Origin of the sequence: Mesorhizobium sp. B2-5-3, from assembly GCF_006441005.1 — a bacterium.
Classification (GTDB): Bacteria; Pseudomonadota; Alphaproteobacteria; order Rhizobiales; family Rhizobiaceae; genus Mesorhizobium.
In genome coordinates, this window is the sequence record NZ_VFUS01000002.1 from 32529 (window position 1) to 53184 (window position 20656).

Below are 20656 nucleotides of genomic sequence, written 5' to 3' on the forward strand. Positions count from 1 at the left end.
GGAGTCATGACAAAGCTTCTGCTCAAGGACATCCGCAAGCGGTTCGGAACGGTCGAGGTGATCCGTGGCGTCGATCTCGAGATCGAGGATGGCGAGTTCGTGGTCTTCGTCGGCCCGTCGGGATGCGGGAAGTCGACGCTGTTGCGGCTGATCTCCGGCCTCGAGCATCTCAGCGAGGGCGAACTCCACATTGGCGGCCGTCTGGTCAATGAGGTTCCGGCGGCCAGGCGCGGCGTGGCCATGGTGTTCCAGTCCTACGCGCTCTACCCTCACCTGACCGTCCGCGACAATATGGGCTTCGGCCTCAAGGTCCGCAAAGTGCCGGCCGGCGAGCGCGCCCGGCGCGTCTCGGAGGCCGCCGCGACGCTGAAGCTCGAGCCGTTGCTCGACCGTTTCCCGCGTCAGCTGTCGGGCGGGCAGCGCCAGCGCGTGGCCATCGGCCGCGCCATCGTCGCCAATCCCGACGTCTTCCTTTTCGACGAACCGCTTTCGAACCTCGACGCCGAACTGCGTGTGCACATGCGCTCCGAGATCGCCGCGCTCCACCAGCGCCTGTCGACGACGATGATCTACGTGACCCACGATCAGATCGAGGCCATGACGCTTGCCGACAAGATCGTGGTGTTGCGCGACGGAAAGATCGAACAGGTCGGCTCACCGCGCGAGCTCTACGACAGCCCCCGAACCATTTTCGTCGCCCAGTTCATCGGCAGCCCGAAGATGAACATCCTGCCGCTCGCCGATGGACGGCCAATCACCCACGGGGCGTCCGTGCCTGCGGCGGCCGTCTCGATCGGCGTTCGGCCCGAGCACCTGTCGCTGGCCCAGCCTTCGTCCGCCACGCTGCGCGGCAAGGTAAAGCTTGCCGAATACACTGGCGCCGTCACGCTCATCCACGTTGAATTGGACGCGGGCCAGACTTGTCTTGTCATCCACAATCAAGGAACGGCGCCCGAGATCGGCGCCGAGATCGGCCTGGACGCAGCCCCGACGAACCTGCACTTCTTCGACGGCGAGGGCCGCGCGGTCTGACGCGATCAGGAATGGCCAGCGCGTAGCCGGCGTGCGGACGCGATAACCCGCGGAAGCATGAGAACGGGCGAATGACCCGCCGCATTGCCTTCTGTACCCGCTCGCTGGATAGTTCCGGCCATGCTGCAGAGCCTGACGACTCACTGGCCTCAAATCCTGGCGATCATCTCGGTGATGATCGCCAGCGTTGGCATTGCCCATGCCGTCATGACCAAGGAGGACGTCCGGGCCGCCACCGGCTGGGTCGGCGTGATGGTGCTGTCGCCGATCCTGGGCGTGCTGATCTATGCCGTGGCCGGCATCAACCGCATCCGGCGCGCCTCGATCAGCGCACAGCGCTCGCTTGCCGGCGATCTGGCGTCCGCCAGGCACGACCGCGACATTGCCGCCGAGGAGGCCCTGATCGTCGAACGATACGGGCCGCGCTTCATCGGCCTCAGGACGCTGGGCGACAGGGTGGCGCGGCGCGCGCTTCATCCGGGAAATGCCATCACGGTCCTGGAAACAGGCGACGAAGCCTATACCGCGATGTGTGCGGCCATCGACGGCGCCGAACGCAGCGTCCTGCTCGAAACCTATATTTTCGACAATGACCCCGTCGGCCTGCTCTTCGTGGAATCCCTTGCCCGGGCGGTCCGCCGCGGCGTCAGCGTGCGCGTGTTGATCGACGCCGTAGGCGCCCGCTATTCCGTGCCCAGCATATTGGGCCACCTGCGCGGCGCCGACATCACCGCCGGGCTCTTCAACGGCAACATCGTCATGGGCCTGCACCTGCCCTATGCCAATCTGAGGACCCACCGGAAGATCCTGGTGGTCGACGGCACGGTTGTCTTTACCGGCGGCATGAACATTCGCAAGGGCTTTTCCGCCGAGTTTGCCGGCTCCAACAGTTCCAGGGACACGCATTTTCGCGTGACCGGTCCAGTGGTAGCCGACCTCTTTTCGGTTGCCGCCGAAGATTGGCGTTTCGCCAGCAACGAGGCGCTGACGGGCGATGCCTGGCGAATTGCCCCGCTGTCGCCGGCGCCCGCCACGCCCATGCTGGTGCGGGCGGTCGCGTCCGGCCCGGACGCCAGCGTCGAGACCAATCACAAGCTGCTGATCGGCGCCTTCTCCGTCGCGCGCAAATCGATCCGCCTCATGTCGCCCTATTTCCTGCCGGACCGCGAACTGATCAGCGCCCTGACGACCGCGGCAAGACGCGGTGTCGAAATCGATATCGTGGTGCCGGCGGTGAACAATCTTTTCCTTGTCGACCGTGCGATGACGGCGCAATTCGACCAGGTTCTGAAGCACTATTGCCGCGTCTGGCGCACGGAAGGACCTTTCGACCATTCGAAGCTGCTTTCGATCGATGGCGCATGGGCCTATATCGGGTCTTCCAACCTTGACGCCAGGTCGCTACGGCTCAATTTCGAGATCGACCTGGAGGTACTCGACGCCGGCTTCGCCAGCGAGGTCGAAAAGCGGATCGCGGCGGCGATCGAGACGGCCGTCCCTGTCACGCTGGAAGCATTGCGGGCGCGGCCATTCGTCATCCGTCTGTTCGATCGCATCCTGTGGCTGGGCTCGCCCTATCTTTAACAAAAGGACGTGTTTGCCAGATAGCTTGAAATCGATGATGGAACAGATGCCGAAAGGTTCTATTTTTTGAGGTGCATGGTGCAAGCAGCAGGAATGGCGGGCAAACGATGCGGGTGAACGGGCGCAGCCTGCCGGCAAGCATGCTTTTGTCCATTCGCGACAAGCGGATGCGGAAGGCCAATGCCACGTCGACCAACAAGGCGGACGCCACCGGAACGCTGGTCGCCTCCTACAATGTCCACAAATGCATCGGCGTCGACCGCAAGTTCGATCCCGAGCGCACCAGTCGCGTCATCCGCGAGATCGACCCGGATGTCATCGCCCTGCAGGAAGCGGACAATCGTTTCGGCGACCGGACCGGACTTCTCGACCTGTCCCGGCTCGAACTGGAAACCGGCCTGGTGCCGGTGCCGATTTCGGCAACCGGCAAAGGCCATGGCTGGCACGGCAACGTCTTGCTTTTCAAAAAGGGCGTCGTGCGCGACGTGCATCAGATCAGGCTTCCCGGGCTGGAACCGCGTGGCGCTCTGGTGGCAGAAATCGACCTCGACGGAAGCCAGTCCCTGCGCGTCATCGCGGCGCATTTGGGCCTGCTGCGCCGTTCGCGGTCGCAGCAGGCACAGGTCGTACTGGATATCATGAACAGCCCCGACGAGAAGCCGACGCTGCTGCTCGGCGACCTCAACGAATGGCGCCTCGGAAACCGCTCCGCGCTGAACACGCTGCATCTGACGTTTGGACCGTTGCCTCCGGCTGTTCCCACCTTCCCCTCGAACCTGCCCCTGCTGGCGCTCGACCGCATCATGGCCAACCGGCACGGAATGATCGCGGCCGTCGAAGCGCATGACACGCCGCTGTCGCGGGTCGCCTCCGACCATCTGCCGCTGACCGCCTTTGTCCGCCTGTAGCCACGCGCCGATAACGCCTTGATGTCGACCGCGTTGGAAAGCGTGTAGGGCGGTATCGGAACGGCGGCTCCTTTTGCGAGTTGATATGGCTTGGACAACAGGAGGACGAGACATGAGAAGCTTTTTCCTGGCCTCGATGATGGCGTTGGCCGCTTCGGCTTCCGTCATTGCGCCGACGCAGGCCGCGAGCGTCACCATCCAGTCCGGCGACGAGCCCCAGTATTCGCCCGACGACGACTATGACAATGGCGAGGTCGTCGTGCGCCGCCATCACGATCGCCAGCGTTATATCGACAATCGCTATAACGACGACGAGGACAGCGATGTTCGTTACAGCGACCGCGAATACCGCCGCTACCATCGTCACCACCGCTGCCACATCGAGTTGGTGAAACACTGGCGCCACCATCACAGGGTGATCGAAGAGGTTCGTGTCTGCACCTGACCCGAGGATCGCTGAAGTGCATCTGCGTGGCCTGATTGCAATGCGGTAAGCTGCGGCCACGCCCCTTCTGCTGCACTGGCTATGCCGCATTGCACAATTCCGCGACCTTGCCCACAATGCGGGGCATGGTCCTATCCTCCCTAGCCGTCCTGGTGATCGACGAAAACCGTATCCGCGCCTCGATCATCGAGGCGGGACTGCGCGAGGCCGGCCATCAGCGGGTGACCGTCGTCCATGACGTGGCGGGCATTGCGCGCCGCATCGCCGAGATCGAACCCGACGTGATTGTCATCGACCTCGAAAATCCCAACCGCGACATGCTGGAGAACATGTTCCAGCTGTCGCGCGCGGTGAAGCGCCCGATCGCCATGTTCGTCGACCGTTCCGACCAGGCCTCTATCGAGGCCGCGGTCGATGCCGGCGTGTCCGCCTATGTCGTCGATGGCCTCAGGCAGGAACGCGTGAAGCCGATCCTCGACATGGCCGTCAGCCGCTTCAACGCCTTTTCTCGCATGGCACGCGAACTGGAGGAAGCGCGCAGCGAACTCGAGAACCGCAAGGTCATCGACCGCGCCAAGGGAATATTGATGAAATCGCGGGGTCTGAGCGAAGACGCGGCCTACACGCTGCTGCGCAAGACGGCGATGAACCAGAACCGCAAGATCAGCGACATCGCCCATAGCCTGGTGACGACAGCCGGGCTGCTCGGGCCGCTGGAGGATGAATGAGCATGACAGCTGCGCATCAGATCACCGCCGGCTTCATGCCCCTGTTCGACAGCGCCGTGCTGGTCGCGGCCGGCGAAATGGGCTTTGCCGCGCGCGAAGGCGTCGATCTCGTCCTCCACCGCGAAACCTCCTGGGCCAACATCCGCGACCGCATCGCCATTGGCCATTTCGACCTTGCCCATATGCTTGGGCCGATGCCGCTCGCCTGCAACCTCGGGCTCACGCCGCTGGCATCCGAGACGATCGTGCCCTTTTCGCTCGGCCTCGGCGGCAATTGCGTCACCATCTCCAACGCCGTCTGGGAAGGCATGGCGGCGCACGGCGCCGTATCGGATCTCGATCCGGCCCGCGCCGGCGCGGCGCTCGGCGCGTTTATCCGCGAACGCGCGGCGGCCGGCCGCGACCCGCTACGCTTCGCCGTCGTGCATCCGCATTCCGGGCACAATTACGAACTGCGCTATTGGCTCGCCGCCTGCGGCATCGACCCCGACGGTGAGATCGAGATCGTCATCGTGCCGCCGCCCTTCATGGCCGACGCGCTGGCCGCCGGCCGCATCGACGGCTATTGCGTCGGCGAACCCTGGAACAGCGCCTCCGTCTCGGCCGGCACCGGCCATATCGTCACCGTCAAGGCGCTGCTGTGGCGCAACAGCCCCGAAAAGGTGATCGGTGCGCGCAAGGCCTGGGCCGAAGCGCAGCCGGAGGCGCTGGCGGCGCTGCTCAGGGCATTGCACCACTCCGCCCGCTGGTGCCAGGACCCGGCCAATCGAGGCGAACTGGCGGCATTGATGGCGCAGCCCGGCTTCCTTGGCCAGTCCACCGAGATCCAGATGCCGGTCCTGACCGGACATCTCCGCCTCGGCAGCGCCGCCGAGCGGAACGTCGAGGACTTCTTCGTTCCGTTCGACAAGGCGGCGAACTTTCCCTGGAAGAGCCATGCGCTGTGGTTCTACACCCAGATGGTGCGCTGGGGCGATATCGCGCACACGCCTGAAAACCTCGCCGTCGCCCGCGACTGCTACCGGCCCGACCTCTATCGGGCGGCGCTGAAGCCGCTCGGCGTAGCGCTGCCGGGCGCCAATGCCAAGGTCGAGGGGGCGTTGAAGATCGCAACGCCCGTCGGCTCGGCCGGGGCAAGCCTGGTGCTCGGCCCCGACGGTTTCTTCGACGGCCGCATCTTCGATCCGGACCAGATCGACGCTTATATCGGGGCGCAGCGGCCAGGGTGATCATTTCCGCGCCATTCTTGTGCATTGCACAAAATTTATGCGGACTGATCGCGTAGCTGACCAATGTTTGGCCTTGTCACCTGGTGGCCGGATCTGCCCGTGAATCGGCTATTCAGCTGAATTCATTCGAAATTCCTTTCTAAGGCGAGACTGGCACGGTTCCTGCATTGAAATAACCGGACCCTTAGCGGGTCACGGAACAAGCGTCCAATGGCGGGCGCCCACAGGCAAAGCTGCCGCTCAGGTCAAGACGCGATCCGGATTCCCGGACGCGAAGACCTGGCCGGCGGCTTTTTTGTTTGGCCGAACACGCAATCGACGGTGCTGGTCCCAGGCAGCGCCCAACCGGAGACGACGATGACGAAACGGATCGGAACTGGAACAACCCTCAAGGATTTCACGCGCCGCGATTTTGTCGCCAGCAGCGCGCTGGCGGCGGCGCTGTTCGTCGCAGCGAAGATGCTGTTCCCGGTTGGCGCCGTGGCCGAGGGCAAAGGTGCCCAAGTGAACGCGCCAAGCTCGCCGCGCTGATGCCGCGCCGCTGACCATCGATCAAGAAAACACGCGCGGTGCTTCTCCATCGCAAACCGGAGCCTGACATGACCGCAATCCTCCCAGCCGCGCCCAGCCAGGACAATGCCCCCCGGCAGGCGCTCGTGATGTCCACCATCGCGTTCACAGTCTGCTTTGCGGTGTGGACGATCTTTTCCATCATCGGCGTGCGCATAAAGCAGGAACTTGGGCTGAACGAGACGGAGTTCGGCCTGCTCGTCGGCACGCCGATCCTAACCGGCTCCCTCGTGCGCATGGTGCTCGGCGTCTGGACCGACCGCTATGGCGGACGGCTGGTTTACACCGCCACCATGCTCGCTGCGGCGGTAGCGACCTTCCTGCTCGCTTTTGCGCACACTTACGGACAGATGCTGATCGCTGCACTCGGCGTCGGGCTTGCCGGCGGCTCCTTCGCCGTTGGCGTCGCCTATGTCTCGCGCTTCTTCCCGGCGGGCAGGCAGGGCACGGCGCTCGGCATCTTCGGTGTCGGCAATGTCGGCGCCGCTGTCACCAAATTCCTGGCGCCTTTCGTGCTTCTCGCCTGGGGCTGGCAATCGGTCGCGCTGATCTGGGCGGCAGCACTCGTCATCATGGCCGCCATCTTCTGGTTCACGACCGGCGACGATCCCGTGATTCGCGAGCGCCGCGCCGGCAAGACCACGCCTGCGAGGAGCTTCTGGCAGGAATTCGCGCCGCTGAAGAACCCGCAGGTCTGGCGCTTCGCCTTCTATTACTTCTTCTCCTTCGGTGCGTTCGTGGCGCTGTCGCTGTGGCTGCCGCGCTACCTGATCGGCGTTTACGGCTTCGGGCTGGCGACCGCCGGCATGATCGGCGCGGCTTATTCGATTCCCGCGAGCATCTTCCGCGCCTATGGCGGAGTGCTTTCCGACCGCGTCGGCGCTCGTACCGTACTCTACTGGACCTTCTCCGTTTGTGCCGTCGCGACCTTGGTGCTGTCTCTCCCCTCGGCAGACTATGTGGTGCGCGGCATCAGCGGGCCGATCGCCTTCCATTTCGAGATCGGCCCGCTCGCCTTCATCGCCGTCGCCTGCGTGCTCGGCTTCTTCATGAGCCTCGGCAAGGCCGCCGTCTACAAACATATCCCGGCTTACTATCCGCAGAGCGTCGGGGCCGTTGGCGGCGTCGTGGGCATGATCGGCGGCCTTGGCGGCTTCATCCTGCCGATCGCCTTTGGCGCGCTGAACGATCTCACCGGCGTCTGGTCGAGTTGCTTCATGCTGCTCTTCGTCCTGGTCGTCGCCTGCTTTGCCTGGATGCATGTCAGCGTCAGGCGGATGGGGCGGGCCGCATCAACCAAGGCGTCGACCCTTTCCTATGCTGCAGAGTGACACCGGAGCGGATTAGGAACATGACCCAAAAACTCGTCATCATCGGCAACGGCATGGCCCCCGGGCGCATGCTGGAGCACCTGCTGGAACAGGCGCCGGACCGCTACAGCGTCACCATCTTCAACGCGGAACCGCGCGTCAATTACGACCGCATCATGCTGTCGCCGGTCCTCTCGGGCGAGAAGGCCTACGAAGAAATCATCATCCATGGCGACGGCTGGTACATCGCCAACAACATCACCCTCTACAAGGGCCACAAGATCGTCGCCATCGACCGCGCAGCGAAGACCGTCACGTCGGACCACGGCGTCACCGAACCCTACGATAAGCTCGTCATCGCCACCGGCTCGGTGCCGTTCATCATCCCGGTGCCCGGCCACAACCTGCCCGGCGTTCTCACCTATCGCGACCTCGACGACGTCCAGGCGATGATGCTCGCGGCCCAGTCGCGCGCCAAGGCTGTGGTCATCGGCGGCGGACTGCTCGGACTGGAAGCAGCAGCGGGCCTCAACGCGCAAGGCATGGACGTCACCGTGCTGCATGTCATGCCGACGCTGATGGAGCGCCAGCTCGATCCGGCGGCAGGCTATCTGTTACAGCGCGCCGTCGAGCAGCGCGGGATCAAGGTTGTCACCAAGGCCAATACAAAGGCGATCACGGGCAACGGCAAGGTCGAGCAGGTCGAACTCGTCGACGGCACCGTCATCCCCGCGACGCTGGTGGTGATGGCCGTCGGTATCCGGCCGAACGCAGCGCTGGCGAAGGAGGCGGGCATCGCCGTCAACAGAGGCATCGTCGTCGATGCCGGCATGCGCAGCAACGACCCGGACATCTACGCGCTCGGCGAATGCGCCGAGGTCAACGGCCAGATCTATGGGCTGGTCACCCCCCTATACGAGATGGCCCGCGTCGCCGCCCGCCAGCTCGCCGCCGACGAGGCGGTCGGTTTTGTCCACATGGACACGCCGACCAAGCTCAAGGTCACCGGCATCGACCTGTTCTCGCTCGGCGACTTCGCAGAGGGCGAGGACCGCCAGGAGATCGTGCTGCGCGACGCGGCGGCCGGCGTCTACAAGCGCCTCGTGCTCAAGGACGACCGCATCATCGGCACCGTGCTCTACGGCGAGACCGCGGACGGCGCCTGGTTCAACGACCTCAAGAAGAAGCAAACAGACATATCGCAAATGCGCGATACGTTGATCTTCGGCCAGTCCTACCAGGGGGGTGCCCCACTGGACCCTATGGCGGCCGTTGCAGCCTTGCCGGATGATGCGGAAATCTGCGGCTGCAACGGCGTCTGCAAGGGCAAGATCACGGGCGCGATCGCGGCCAAGGGGCTGACTTCGCTCGACGATGTGCGCGCGCACACCAAGGCGTCGGCCTCCTGCGGCTCCTGCACCGGGCTGGTCGAAAAACTGATGGTGCTGACCATCGGCGACAAGTACAACCCGGCCGCCGTACAGCCCATGTGCTCCTGCACGACGCTCGGCCATGACGAGGTGCGCCGGCTGATCAAGGCCAAGGCGCTGAAGACCATTCCCGCGATCATGCAGGAACTGGAATGGAAAACCTCCTGCGGCTGCGCCAAATGCCGGCCGGCACTCAACTATTATCTCGTCTGCGACTGGCCGGACGAATACGCGGACGACTACCAGTCACGCTTCATCAACGAGCGCGTCCACGCCAACATCCAGAAGGACGGCACCTATTCGGTGGTGCCGCGCATGTGGGGCGGCGTCACCAATGCCGCCGAACTGCGCGCCATCGCCGATGTCGTCGATAAGTTCGATATCCCGATGGTCAAGGTCACCGGCGGCCAGCGCATCGACATGCTGGGCATCCGCAAGGAAGACCTGCCGGCGGTGTGGGCCGATCTCGGCCAGGCCGGCTTCGTCTCCGGCCACGCCTATGCCAAAGGCCTGCGCACGGTGAAGACCTGCGTCGGTTCCGACTGGTGCCGCTTCGGCACGCAGGATTCCACCGGCCTCGGCATCCGCATCGAGAAATTCATGTGGGGCTCGTGGACGCCGGCCAAGGTCAAGATGGCGGTGTCGGGTTGTCCGAGGAACTGCGCCGAGGCGACCTGCAAAGACGTCGGCGTCATCTGCGTCGACAGTGGCTACGAGATCCACTTCGCGGGTGCGGCAGGCCTCGACATCAAGGGCACCGAAGTGCTTGGCCTGGTCAAGACCGAGGACGAAGCGCTGGAGCATATCGTGGCGCTGACGCAGATGTACCGCGAGCAGGCCCGCTATCTCGAACGCATCTACAAATGGGCCAAGCGCGTCGGCATCGCCGAGATCAAGCGCCAGATCATGAACGATGGCGACAAGCGCAAGGCCTTCTACGACCGCTTCGTCTTTTCCCAGAAATTCGCCCAGGTCGATCCGTGGTCGGAACGCGTGTCAGGCAAGGACAAGCACGAGTTCCGGCCGATGGCCTCGGTCGGGTTCGCGGAGGCGGCGGAGTGATGGAGATGTTCGCGCGAGCCACCCCCCTCTGTCCTGCCGGCCATCTCCCCCTCAAGGGGGGAGATTGGATGCCACAACGGCCTTTGCCAATCGCCAACTTCGCAGAACGGACGCCATCAGCAAAACTGCCGATCTCCCCCCTTGAGGGGGAATTGTCCGGCAGGACAGAGGGGGGCGCCTGGGCGCATTCGTATCAAGTAAAGGCGACCCAATGACCTGGACACCGATCGGCTCCCTGTCCGACATCCCCCGCCGGGGCGCGCGCTGTGTTGCCACGCCGCAGGGCAAGATCGCTATCTTCCGCACCGCCGAGGATCAGGTCTTCGCCATCGACGATCATTGCCCGCACAGAGGCGGGCCGCTGAGCCAGGGCATCGTGCATGGCGCGGCGGTCACCTGCCCCCTGCACAATTGGGTCATCTCGCTGGAGACCGGCAAGGCGCTCGGCGCCGACGAGGGCGCGGTGCGCACCATTCCGGTGAAGATCGAGGGCGAGCGTTTGTTCATCGCGCTCGAAGCGCTGGCAAGCCGCGCGGCCTGACCCATGCAGATTGGCGAAGCACGCGAGGTGAGGACCACTTGCCCCTATTGCGGGGTAGGCTGCGGCGTGCTGGCGAAGGTCGCCGCGGACGGACAGGTGTCGGTCCGCGGCGACCCCGACCATCCCGCGAATCTCGGCCGGCTCTGCTCCAAGGGCTCTGCTCTTGCCGAGACCATCGGCCTCGACGGCAGGCTGCTCCACCCCGAGATCCACGGCCGCCGCGCCTCCTGGAATGAGGCACTCGATCTTGTCGCGTCGACCTTCTCGCAAACCATTGCCGAACATGGGCCGGATGCGGTCGCCTTCTATGTCTCCGGCCAGTTGCTGACCGAGGACTATTATCTCGCCAACAAATTGATGAAGGGGTTCATCGGCTCGGCCAATATCGACACCAATTCGCGCCTCTGCATGGCCTCCTCGGTCGCCGGCCATCGCCGCGCCTTCGGCTCCGACACGGTGCCCGGAACCTACGAGGATCTGGAGCTTGCCGATCTCATCGTGCTGGTCGGCTCGAATCTCGCCTGGTGCCATCCCGTGCTCTACCAGCGCATAGCTGCCGCGCGTGAGAAGCGCCCGGAAATGAAGATAGTCCTGGTCGACCCCCGCCGCACCATGACATCCGATATCGCCGACATGCACCTGGCGATCGCACCGGATGGCGACGTCGCCCTGTTCACCGGCCTGCTCGCCTGGCTCGGCCAGCACAATGCGCTCGACCGCGCCTACATCACCGCTCACACGACCGGCTTCGGACAAGCCCTTTTCGCCGCCTCGGCACTCGACCTTGCCGGCATCGCTGCCGCCACGGGCCTGAGCGAGGACGAGCTCGCCCGCTTCTACGGCCTGTTCGCCGCGACCGCCAAGACCGTCACGGTCTATAGCCAAGGCGTCAACCAGTCGTCGTCCGGCACCGACAAGGTCAACGCCATCACCAACTGCCACCTCGCCACCGGTCGCATCGGCAGGCCCGGCGCCGGGCCGTTCTCGGTCACCGGCCAGCCCAACGCCATGGGCGGACGCGAGGTCGGCGGCATGGCCAACATGCTGGCCGCGCATATGGAGATTGAAAATTCGGGGCATCGCGAACGCGTGAAGCGCTTCTGGAATGCACCTGACATCGCGCAAAAGCCCGGCCTGAAAGCGGTCGACATGTTCCGGGCGGTCGCCGACGGGCGGATCAAGGCGCTGTGGATCCTCGCCACCAATCCTGTCGATTCGATGCCCGATGCCGACGCCGTCGAAGCAGCGATCAAGGCCTGCCCGTTTGTGGTGGTGTCGGACGTGCAGGCCGACACAGACACGGTGCGCCATGCCCATGTCCGGCTGCCGGCCACCGCCTGGGGCGAGAAGGACGGCACCGTTACCAATTCCGAGCGCCGCATCTCGCGCCAGCGCCCGTTCCTGGCCGCGCCCGGCGAGGCGCGGCCAGATTGGTGGATCATTGCGGAAGTGGCGCGGCGGATGGGGTTTGGCGAGGCGTTTTCCTATGACGCGCCGGCCGGGATATTCGCCGAGCACGCGGCGCTGTCGGGCTTCGAGAATGATGGCGCGCGCGATTTCGATATTGGTTGGTATGCCGGTGTCGATGAGAAAGCTTACGAAGCGCTTGCGCCATTCCAATGGCCGGCGCCGAGCCCAGGCGCCCCCCTCTGGCCTGCCGGCCATCTCCCCCTCAAGGGGGGAGATTGGATGCCACGACGGCCTTCGCCAATCGCCGATACCGCAGGACGAGCGCCGTCGACAAAACTGCCGATCTCCCCCCTAGAGGGGGAGATGTCCGGCAGGACAGAGGGGGGCGCCTGGGCTCGACATCTCTCGGAGGGGAACGTTCAAGCTGAGCCCCAACCGGAGAACGATAAAGCAGGGCCACCGAACACCCGCTTCTTCGCCGACGGCAATTTCTACACGCCCGACCGCAAGGCGCGCTTCATCGCCGTCCGCCCTGTCACGGAAACCCGCACGGACGAGAAATTCCCCCTCATCCTCAACACCGGCCGTGTCCGCGACCATTGGCACACCATGACACGCACCGGCAAAAGCCCGCGTCTGTCGCAGCACATCGCCGAACCCTTCGTCGAGATTCATCCCGACGACGCCGCGCGATACGGCATCGGCGACGCCGACATCGCGCGCGTTTCCAGCCCGCGCGGCGCCGTGCTCGTGCGCGCGCTGATCACGTCCCGCCAGCGCCGGGGCAGCATCTTCGCGCCGATGCACTGGACGGACCAGTTCACCGCCAAGGGCCGGCTCGACACGCTCACCGCGCCACTCACCGACCCAGTTTCCGGCCAGCCGGCACTGAAGCACGTCGCGGTGCACATCGAGAAATTCGCCGCGATGGCGTTCGGCTTCGCCGTGACCCGACAAAGGCCCGAAGCGATCGCCGGCGACTATTGGGCCGTGGCCCGCTGCAGGGATGGCTGGCGGGTCGAGCTCGCCTTTGCAGACGACAAAATCGACTGGACGACTTTTGCCCAATCCCTGTTCGGCGCCTCGACCGATGCCGAAATACTCGCCTATCACGACCGCGATGCCGGCCAGCATCGCATCGCCGCCTTCGATGGCGTACAGCTCGCGGGCGCCCTGTTCGTCGCTCCCGGCCCGGTCGCCGTGTCGCGCGGATGGGCAACGCAGCAGCTCGAAGAGGCCCATGCCAGCCAACGCGAGCGCTTCCGCATCGTCGCCGGCCGCGCCGGCGCCGAACGGCCCGATGCCGGCGCGACCGTCTGCTCCTGTTTCAACGTCGGGATCAAGCAGATCACGGCGGCGGTGGCTTCCGGCTGCACGAACGTGGAAGCCATCGGCGCCGCGCTGAAGGCAGGCACCAATTGCGGCTCCTGCCGCTCTGAGATCCGCGCCATCATCCAGGCACATCGCGTTCAGGCGGCCGAGTAGGCGGCAGAACCCGCCATCGGCGGCCTCCCGATGCGTATGCGCCGGCGGACCCCGCGTCAGCCCATCATGGCCGGGCGGCAGGACGACACCCGGGGCGTAGCTGCGGTTGTCCAGATCGCTAAGCGCGCCGTACTTGCCGCCGTGTGGGTTGCCGCCGACGTCTCGCCGCCATCATTGGCTACAGAACTGGACTTTAGTCCGAGCTGTCTCATCTGGACACAAAAGCGCAAGGCTGAAAATGTCTTAATGCATGTCGCCCAAAAGTAACCTCGGTTTTGGGAGGACGACATGCACGAAAAAAGCCAAAAGCGCGTCGCATGAATCCGCTTCGACGCGACCCGCTCTTGGAGCGCAGTAAGCTTGGCCAACCAGAAGGAGGCGGATGCTGGACATCGAGGACATAGCCGCTCATCCGGATCTGCACCGCCACGTCCAGGAGCAGTCGTTGGCGCTGATCCACATCTACGAAGCCAGCCCGCGGCTTGCTTCCATATTCGCCACGCAGCAGCGCTGGCTGATGGGCCATGTCGGCCTTGCCATGCATTTCAGGCGCGACCCGGGCGACCGTCGCACCGCGTTGACGGTGTCGCGCTTCATCGAGTTCGTGCATCAGCACAAGGTCGCCAGCCGCAACACCGCCGACGCTTTCATCAAGGAGATGCTGAATTACCGCATCGCCGAATACGTCGCGGGCGGAGACGGGCGCACCCACCCGTTGCAGCCGACAGCGGACACGGTGCGGACATTCACCGGATGGGTGCACGCACATCTACGGACCCTTGACCGACTCGACGGCGCGGACCGGCTGGCGAGATACCTGGAGCGGCCCGATATGCTCGCCGCCCTGCAGCCCCTCGTGGCCGACGGCCTGCTTTCGTCCAAACCGGTGCGCGAACCCAACCAGACCTTTTCCCTGTTCATCTGGCTCAACAATGGCGGCATCGTCATGGATCGGCTCATGTCCGGCATCGACCCCGACCATGCCGGCCTAGATCGGATTCCGACCAGCGTGGTCTCGGTGGCGGAATTCGCCAGTTGGCTCAAACTGTCGCGCACCCACCTCGCCCGAAAACTACGCGATGCCGAGGCGCTCGGCAGCATCGGCTGGCTGGGCCAGCGCGGCAATTCCGTGATGTGGGTCTCGCACCGCTTCTTTCAGGAATACATGACCGTCCAGGCCGCCAAGCTGGCCGTCGTGGATGCCGCCTTCGCAGCGTGTTTTTCCACCGACCACTGAGACTCGCCACTGCCCAGGCTATGAAGGCGGTCCGTGCCGCTGCGTATCCTCGAAACAAAAAAGCCGCCTCGGCGGCGGGACGTCAGCACCATACGAAGAATGACAGCATAACTGCCCTCAGCAGTGAACCTCAGGCCGCAGAACGGCCCGGGTGCGCAATGTCACTCGATGTCGAAGGAGACACCCTGGGCGAGCGGCAGCGCCTTGGAATAGTTCACCGTGTTGGTGGCGCGCCGCATATAGGCTTTCCACGCATCGGAGCCGCTCTCGCGGCCGCCGCCGGTTTCCTTTTCACCACCGAAGGCGCCGCCGATCTCGGCGCCCGACGTGCCGATATTGACGTTGGCGATGCCGCAGTCCGAGCCGTCGACGCCGAGAAAGCGCTCGGACTCCTGCAGGTCGCGGGTGAAGATCGACGACGACAGCCCCGCTCCCACCGCATTGTGCTCGTCAAGCACGGCGTCGAAATCGGAATACTTCATCACATAGAGGATCGGCGCGAACGTCTCTTCGGTCACCGGCGACACTTGGCTGGGCATTTCGACTAGCGCCGGATGCACGTAATAGGCGTCCGGATGGCCATTCTCGACCCGCGTGCCGCCGGTCACCTTGCCGCCGTGGGCGGACGCTTCCTGCAGCGCCTTCTGCATGGCTTCGTAGGCTGCCTTGTCGATCAGCGGTCCAACGAGCGCCGACGTCTCCAGCGGATTGCCGACAGAGACGCTCTGATAGGCCTTCTTCAGCCGCGGTACCAAGGCGTCGTAGACGCTATCATGCACGAACAGGCGCCTCAGCGTCGTGCAGCGCTGGCCCGCCGTGCCCATCGCGCCAAAGGCAATCGCGCGCAACGCCATGTCGAGATCGGCGGTCGGGCAGACGATGCCGGCATTGTTGCCGCCGAGCTCCAGCACCGCGCGTGCAAAACGCTTGGCCAGGCGCGGGCCGACGTCGCGGCCCATGCGGGTCGAGCCGGTGGCGGAGACCAGCGGCACCTTGGGATGATCCACCAGAATCTCGCCGACGGCGCGGTCGCCGATCAGCACCGACGCGAGCCCTTCCGGCGCATCAGTGCCGAAGCGCTTGACGGCGCGCTTGAAGATCGCCTCGCAGGCAAGCGCCGTCAGCGGCGTTTTTTCGGAAGGCTTCCATACCACCGCATCGCCGCAGACCAGCGCCAGCGCCGCATTCCACGACCACACCGCGACCGGGAAGTTGAAGGCGGAGATGACGCCGACCACGCCGAGCGGATGCCAGGTTTCCATCATGCGGTGTCCTGGACGCTCGGTCGCGATGGTCAGCCCGTACAATTGCCTGGAAAGACCGACGGCGAAGTCGCAAATGTCGATCATCTCCTGCACTTCGCCGAGCCCTTCCGAGGGGATCTTGCCGACCTCGATCGACACCAGCCGGCCAAGTTCGGCCTTGTGCGCGCGCAATTCCTCGCCGAGCAGCCGCACCAGCTCGCCGCGCTTCGGGCCCGGTACCAGCCGCCAGGCCTGGAACGCCTTGTGCGCGGCATCGATGGTCCTGGCCGCATCGGCCTGTGAGATCGTGCTCAATGCCGCGATCTGCTCGCCCGTGACCGGGCTGCGCACGATCAGGTCGCCGCCGACAAGCGCCTCCTTGGCAACACCCAGTTTCGCCAGCAGCTCGGCGGTTTCCTTCGCTATCGTCATGTCTGTCCCTTTCAGATCCCGCCATTCATGTGGCGTGGTCAAGCATTGCGCCGTGCATTCCCTGTGCGGTCAGGCGCAGGGTGGCGCTGTCTTGGCGTGCCAATAGCGGTTTCAGGAAAAAATCGCCACCCCGGCATGGTCCAAGCCCGGGCCAGACCATTGAACCAGGGTCAGCTTGCGGTGCGCGCTGCGCTGTCCTTCATCAGCCGGTCGATGTGCATGCGTATATGGGCCGCTTCCGCCGCGGTGTTGGCAAGCGCGATGGCGCGATCGAAGGCGACCCGCGCCTCCTCGCCCCGGTCGAGTTGCATCAAAAGCCCGCCCTTGAGGCCGAAGAAGTGGAAATAGCCGGAAAGCCTCTGCTCCAGCGGCTCGATCATGGCGAGCGCGGCCTCCGGGCCACGCACCTTGGAGACCGCAACCGCACGGTTGAGGGTGACGACAGGCGACGGCTGCATTTGTTCGAGCAGGCCGTAGAGCAGGTCGATCTCCACCCAGTCCGTGTCCTCGGCCTTTTCAGCCCGCGCATGCAGCGCGGCAATCGCCGCCTGCACCTGGTAAGGGCCGGGCTTTCGGTGGCGCAGCGCCTTGTCGACCAGCGCCAGCCCCTCATCGATCATCTTGCGGCTCCACAGGCTGCGGTCCTGATCCTCGAGCAGAACGATCTCTCCGTCCGCATCGAAGCGGGCCGGTGCGCGCGCATGCTGGAGAAGCAGCAGCGCCGTCAGCCCCATGATCTCCGGCTCGGTCTGGAACAGCCTGAGCAGCAGCCGGGCCAGCCGGATCGCCTCCTCGCACAGCGGCGCGCGGGCCGGCGCCTCGCCGCTGTTGGTCGAATAGCCCTCGTTGAAGATCAGGTAGACCATGGCTGCGACCGCGGCGAGCCGCTCCGAGCGCTCCACCGCGCCCGGCGTCTCGAACGGCACGCCGGCGTCGGCGATACGTGCCTTGGCGCGGGTGATGCGCTGCTCCATGGCGCTTTCGCCGACCAGGAAGGCGCGCGCGATCTGCTTGACCGTAAGGCCGGAGACAATGCGGAGCGCCACCGCGATCTGCTGCGTTGCCGGCAGGTCGGGATGGCAGCAGATGAACAGCAGTCGCAGTATGTCGTCGCGGTAGTGCGCGCCATCGAGCCGCTCGGCGATGTCGCTCTCTGCGTCCTCGAGATCAGATATCTGGTCCTCTTCCGGCATCGGCGCCTGCTTGGCGCGCTTGCGCACCGCGTCGATGCCGCTGTTGCGTCCGACGAAGATCAGCCAGGCCGCCGGATCGCGCGGCGGACCGTTCTGCGGCCAGTTCTTCAGCGCCCTGAGGCAAGCGTCCTGGAAAGCTTCCTCCGCCGTATCGAGGTCGCGGAAATAGCGCAGCAGCGCACCCATCGCCTGCGGGCGGGCGGCGCTGATCGCTGAGCTGATCCAGGCAAGTTCGGTCATACGGCGACCCTAGTGGGATTGAAGATGGATACCGGCCGGATTTCGTAGGAGCCGCCGCTCGGATTGACCTCGGAAAGTTCGCGCGCGAACTCCACCGCCTCGTCGAGATCGGCGCATTCGAGCGTGTAGAAGCCGAGGAACTGTTCCTTGGTCTCGGCGAACGGCCCGTCGATGACGATCGATTCGCCCTTGACCTTCCTCAGCGTCGTCGCCGCCGTCGTCGGCAAAAGCCGCGCCACCGGGCCAAGCCGGCCGGCGTCCGCGTATTTCTGCTGGACATCGAGAATGTTGGCCATGACCTTGTCGTCCTGTTCCTTGCTCCAGGAGCAGACGACGTCTTCGGAAGCATAGCACAAGATCGCGTAGAGCATGGTTTGTCCTCTTCTGTGTCAAAGGACGAAACACTAGGACCGATCCCGACACGGCGTCGATAAAAAAATCGAGGCGCCGTGGATTCAGCGGCCGGTGGTTGCCGCGGGTCCGCTTTCGTGCGTCTTCAGCCATCGCAGCACGAGCGCTTCCTCGTCATCGAGACCGTCTATCGACCGTTTGCGCTTGTTGGCTTCCGCCATTTCGGCAAGCAGCCGTCCCTGCAGCCATGCTTCGAAGACTTGCGGATGGATATAGCATTGGCGGCAGACGGCGCGCGTGTTGCCCAGCCGCTCGGCGACCCTGTCGATGACACTGTTCATCGCCCGTTTCTGCTGTGCCTGGCTGTCGGGCAGCACCGTTTGCGCGAACAGCGACGCGGCGTGAATGGTGCCGCCCCATGTACGGAAATGTTTCGAGCTGAATGCATCGCCGATGGCCTCGCGGATGTAGCGGTTGACGTCCTCGGAGCGCACCGGGTGTCTGTTGCCGTCCTCATCGAGATACTGGAACAGCTTTTGGCCCGGCAGGTCCTGCGCGCCCCGCACGATTCGCGCGATGCGGCGATCGACCAGCTTCAATTTCCATTCCTTGCCCGATTTGCCCTTGAAGGCGAACCGCAGGCTCGATCCCTTGATGTCGACATGGCGGTCCCGCAGCGTCGTCAGGCCGAAGCTCTTGTTGTCGCGGGCGTAAGCGGCGTTGCCGACTCGGATCATGGTGTTGTCGAGCAGCCAGACGATCGCGGCGACGACGCGTTCGAGCGGCAGGCCATGGCGGCGCAGGTCGCTGTCCATCCTGCGCCGAAGCTCCGGCAGGCTTTCGGCGAAAGCGACAAGGCTCGAATATTTGGCGCTGTCGCGTTCCTCGGCCCAACGCGGATGGTAGCGATATTGCTTGCGCCCGCGCTGATCCCTGCCGGTTGCCTGGATATGGCCGTCCGCCTCGGGCGAGATCCACACATCCGTCCAGGCCGGCGGGATAACGATCGCCTCGATGCGCGCTCGGGTGGCATCCGAGACCGGCCTTCCGTCAGGTCCCCTGTAGGAAAATCCCTTGCCCGACTTCAGCCGGCGGATACCGGGCTCGGTATCGCTGACATAGATCAGTGCGGCTTCCTCGGCAGAGATCTGAGCGCCGTTCTTTGGTGCGGCCTCGCCGTCGATAGTCAATCCGGATTTCTGCAGCATGCTGGCCCCACGGAAAACACCCGTAGATAAGCCTCTGGGCCGAGCACTGGTTCCATTCCTGTCCGAAAAGTCGGCGGCCACCCACGCTGGGGCGGAACCCTGCAAAGCGCTTTGCGCAAGCAGGCCTGACGTCAGGTCTTCTCCAGCACCACCGGAATAACGTCGACGGCTTGCTCTCCGACCTGTCCGCCGGTGGTCTTGAGAACGCCGACGATCGGCGCGACATCCGAATAGTCACGGCCATAGCCGACGGTGATGTGATCGTTGGAGGCCCGCATGCCGTTGGTCGGGTCGAACTCCTGCCAGCCGGCATCGCGCCCGCACCACACCTTGACCCATGCATGCATGGCGTCGGCGCCCTCCAGCCTGGGCTTGCCCTTGGGCGGAATGGTGCGCAGGAAGCCGCTGACGTAGCCGGCCGGTATGCCGAGCCCGCGCAGGCCGGCGATCATGATATGCGAGAAATCCTGGCACACCCCGCGCTTCAGCCGGAATGCGTCGCCAGCCAGGGTCCGCACGGTTGTCGCCTCGCCATCATAGGTGAAATCGCGGTGGATGCGATTGCAGAGGTTCATCGCCGTACCGGCGGCCGAGCCGCCGACGCTATCGCGCGCATAGGCGGTGATCGCCGCATCGATGCCGGCGTGACCGCTGGGGGCCAGGAAATGGTGCGGTGTATCCGGTGCCAGCGAGCGCACGGCGGCGAGCTCCTGACGCAGCCGGCTAAGGTCGGGCGACACGTCGAGCCCGGGCTCGGGCCGCGACACCGCCACGCGCGCGCTCATCCTGATGTCGAGTGCGTCATGCGCGTCGCGGAAGGCGATCGAGGTGATGTTGTTGCCGAAGAAATCGGAAAAATCCGAGCGTTCGTTGGGCGCCGGCGCGAAGGACAGCGACGCAGCGACGACGCGCTGCACGCCCTCGATGGTCGGCGGCAGTACGCGCACCTGGTGACGGCCGCCGCCGGCGACGGCGGCGTAATCGTAGTGAAGGTGAAGCCTGATGTCGTAGAGCATG

General features: G+C 64.8%; 17 protein-coding genes. 12 read left to right on the top strand and 5 right to left on the bottom strand.

Annotated features, from left to right (window positions below; genetic code table 11):
- Nucleotides 1-6: 6 nt before the first annotated feature.
- From FJ867_RS04785 to FJ867_RS04840, 12 genes are all read left to right on the top strand, one after another.
- The gene (locus tag FJ867_RS04785) at nucleotides 7-1032 is read left to right on the top strand and encodes an ABC transporter ATP-binding protein (RefSeq protein WP_140496170.1); all 1026 of its coding nucleotides are present in this window, start codon (nucleotides 7-9) and stop codon (nucleotides 1030-1032) included.
- A 120-nt stretch (nucleotides 1033-1152) separates the two neighbouring features.
- Entirely contained in the window at nucleotides 1153-2616 is a 1464-nt protein-coding gene (locus FJ867_RS04790; RefSeq protein WP_140560354.1) for a phosphatidylserine/phosphatidylglycerophosphate/cardiolipin synthase family protein, read from the top strand.
- A 107-nt stretch (nucleotides 2617-2723) separates the two neighbouring features.
- Nucleotides 2724-3524 carry an endonuclease/exonuclease/phosphatase family protein gene (locus FJ867_RS04795; RefSeq protein WP_140549708.1) on the top strand — a complete coding sequence of 267 codons (801 nt, stop codon included), beginning with the start codon at nucleotides 2724-2726 and terminating at the stop codon, nucleotides 3522-3524.
- Between the two features lie 112 nt (nucleotides 3525-3636).
- On the top strand, nucleotides 3637-3969 hold the full coding sequence (locus tag FJ867_RS04800) for a hypothetical protein (protein ID WP_140496173.1): 333 nt from the start codon (nucleotides 3637-3639) through the stop codon (nucleotides 3967-3969).
- Nucleotides 3970-4094: 125 nt separating this feature from the next.
- A complete protein-coding gene (locus FJ867_RS04805; protein WP_140496174.1) occupies nucleotides 4095-4697 on the top strand; it encodes an ANTAR domain-containing response regulator in 603 nt (200 codons plus the stop codon).
- Between the two features lie 2 nt (nucleotides 4698-4699).
- Nucleotides 4700-5926, top strand: coding sequence for a CmpA/NrtA family ABC transporter substrate-binding protein (locus FJ867_RS04810; protein ID WP_181168328.1), 1227 nt, complete (start codon nucleotides 4700-4702; stop codon nucleotides 5924-5926).
- Nucleotides 5927-6136: 210 nt separating this feature from the next.
- Nucleotides 6137-6457, top strand: coding sequence for a hypothetical protein (locus FJ867_RS04815; RefSeq protein WP_140496176.1), 321 nt, complete (start codon nucleotides 6137-6139; stop codon nucleotides 6455-6457).
- 68 nt (nucleotides 6458-6525) lie between these two features.
- Entirely contained in the window at nucleotides 6526-7827 is a 1302-nt protein-coding gene (locus tag FJ867_RS04820) for a nitrate/nitrite transporter (RefSeq protein WP_140496177.1), read from the top strand.
- A 20-nt stretch (nucleotides 7828-7847) separates the two neighbouring features.
- Nucleotides 7848-10298: a nitrite reductase large subunit NirB gene (gene nirB / locus FJ867_RS04825; RefSeq protein WP_140584387.1), complete on the top strand. Its 2451-nt coding sequence runs from the start codon at nucleotides 7848-7850 to the stop codon at nucleotides 10296-10298.
- 211 nt (nucleotides 10299-10509) lie between these two features.
- Nucleotides 10510-10839 (top strand): nitrite reductase small subunit NirD, encoded by a 330-nt coding sequence (nirD, locus tag FJ867_RS04830; protein WP_140522291.1) that lies wholly within the window; start codon nucleotides 10510-10512, stop codon nucleotides 10837-10839.
- Between the two features lie 3 nt (nucleotides 10840-10842).
- Nucleotides 10843-13734, top strand: coding sequence for a nitrate reductase (locus FJ867_RS04835; RefSeq protein ID WP_140816684.1), 2892 nt, complete (start codon nucleotides 10843-10845; stop codon nucleotides 13732-13734).
- Nucleotides 13735-14116: 382 nt separating this feature from the next.
- Nucleotides 14117-14971 carry a hypothetical protein gene (locus FJ867_RS04840; RefSeq protein WP_140816686.1) on the top strand — a complete coding sequence of 285 codons (855 nt, stop codon included), beginning with the start codon at nucleotides 14117-14119 and terminating at the stop codon, nucleotides 14969-14971.
- A gap of 161 nt (nucleotides 14972-15132) precedes the next feature.
- Here FJ867_RS04840 and FJ867_RS04845 read toward each other — a convergent pair whose 3' ends face one another.
- From FJ867_RS04845 to FJ867_RS04865, 5 genes are all read right to left on the bottom strand, one after another.
- Nucleotides 15133-16647 carry an aldehyde dehydrogenase family protein gene (locus FJ867_RS04845; RefSeq protein WP_140761455.1) on the bottom strand — a complete coding sequence of 505 codons (1515 nt, stop codon included), beginning with the start codon at nucleotides 16645-16647 and terminating at the stop codon, nucleotides 15133-15135.
- Nucleotides 16648-16817: 170 nt separating this feature from the next.
- Entirely contained in the window at nucleotides 16818-18080 is a 1263-nt protein-coding gene (locus FJ867_RS04850) for an RNA polymerase sigma factor (protein WP_140496183.1), read from the bottom strand.
- Entirely contained in the window at nucleotides 18077-18451 is a 375-nt protein-coding gene (locus tag FJ867_RS04855) for a YciI family protein (protein ID WP_140496184.1), read from the bottom strand. The genes FJ867_RS04850 and FJ867_RS04855 overlap by 4 nt, the downstream gene beginning before the upstream one ends.
- Nucleotides 18452-18535: 84 nt before the next feature.
- Nucleotides 18536-19639 (bottom strand): DNA topoisomerase IB, encoded by a 1104-nt coding sequence (locus FJ867_RS04860; protein WP_140816688.1) that lies wholly within the window; start codon nucleotides 19637-19639, stop codon nucleotides 18536-18538.
- Between the two features lie 131 nt (nucleotides 19640-19770).
- Nucleotides 19771-20655 carry a transglutaminase family protein gene (locus FJ867_RS04865; protein WP_140816690.1) on the bottom strand — a complete coding sequence of 295 codons (885 nt, stop codon included), beginning with the start codon at nucleotides 20653-20655 and terminating at the stop codon, nucleotides 19771-19773.
- Between the last annotated feature and the right edge of the window lies 1 nt (nucleotide 20656).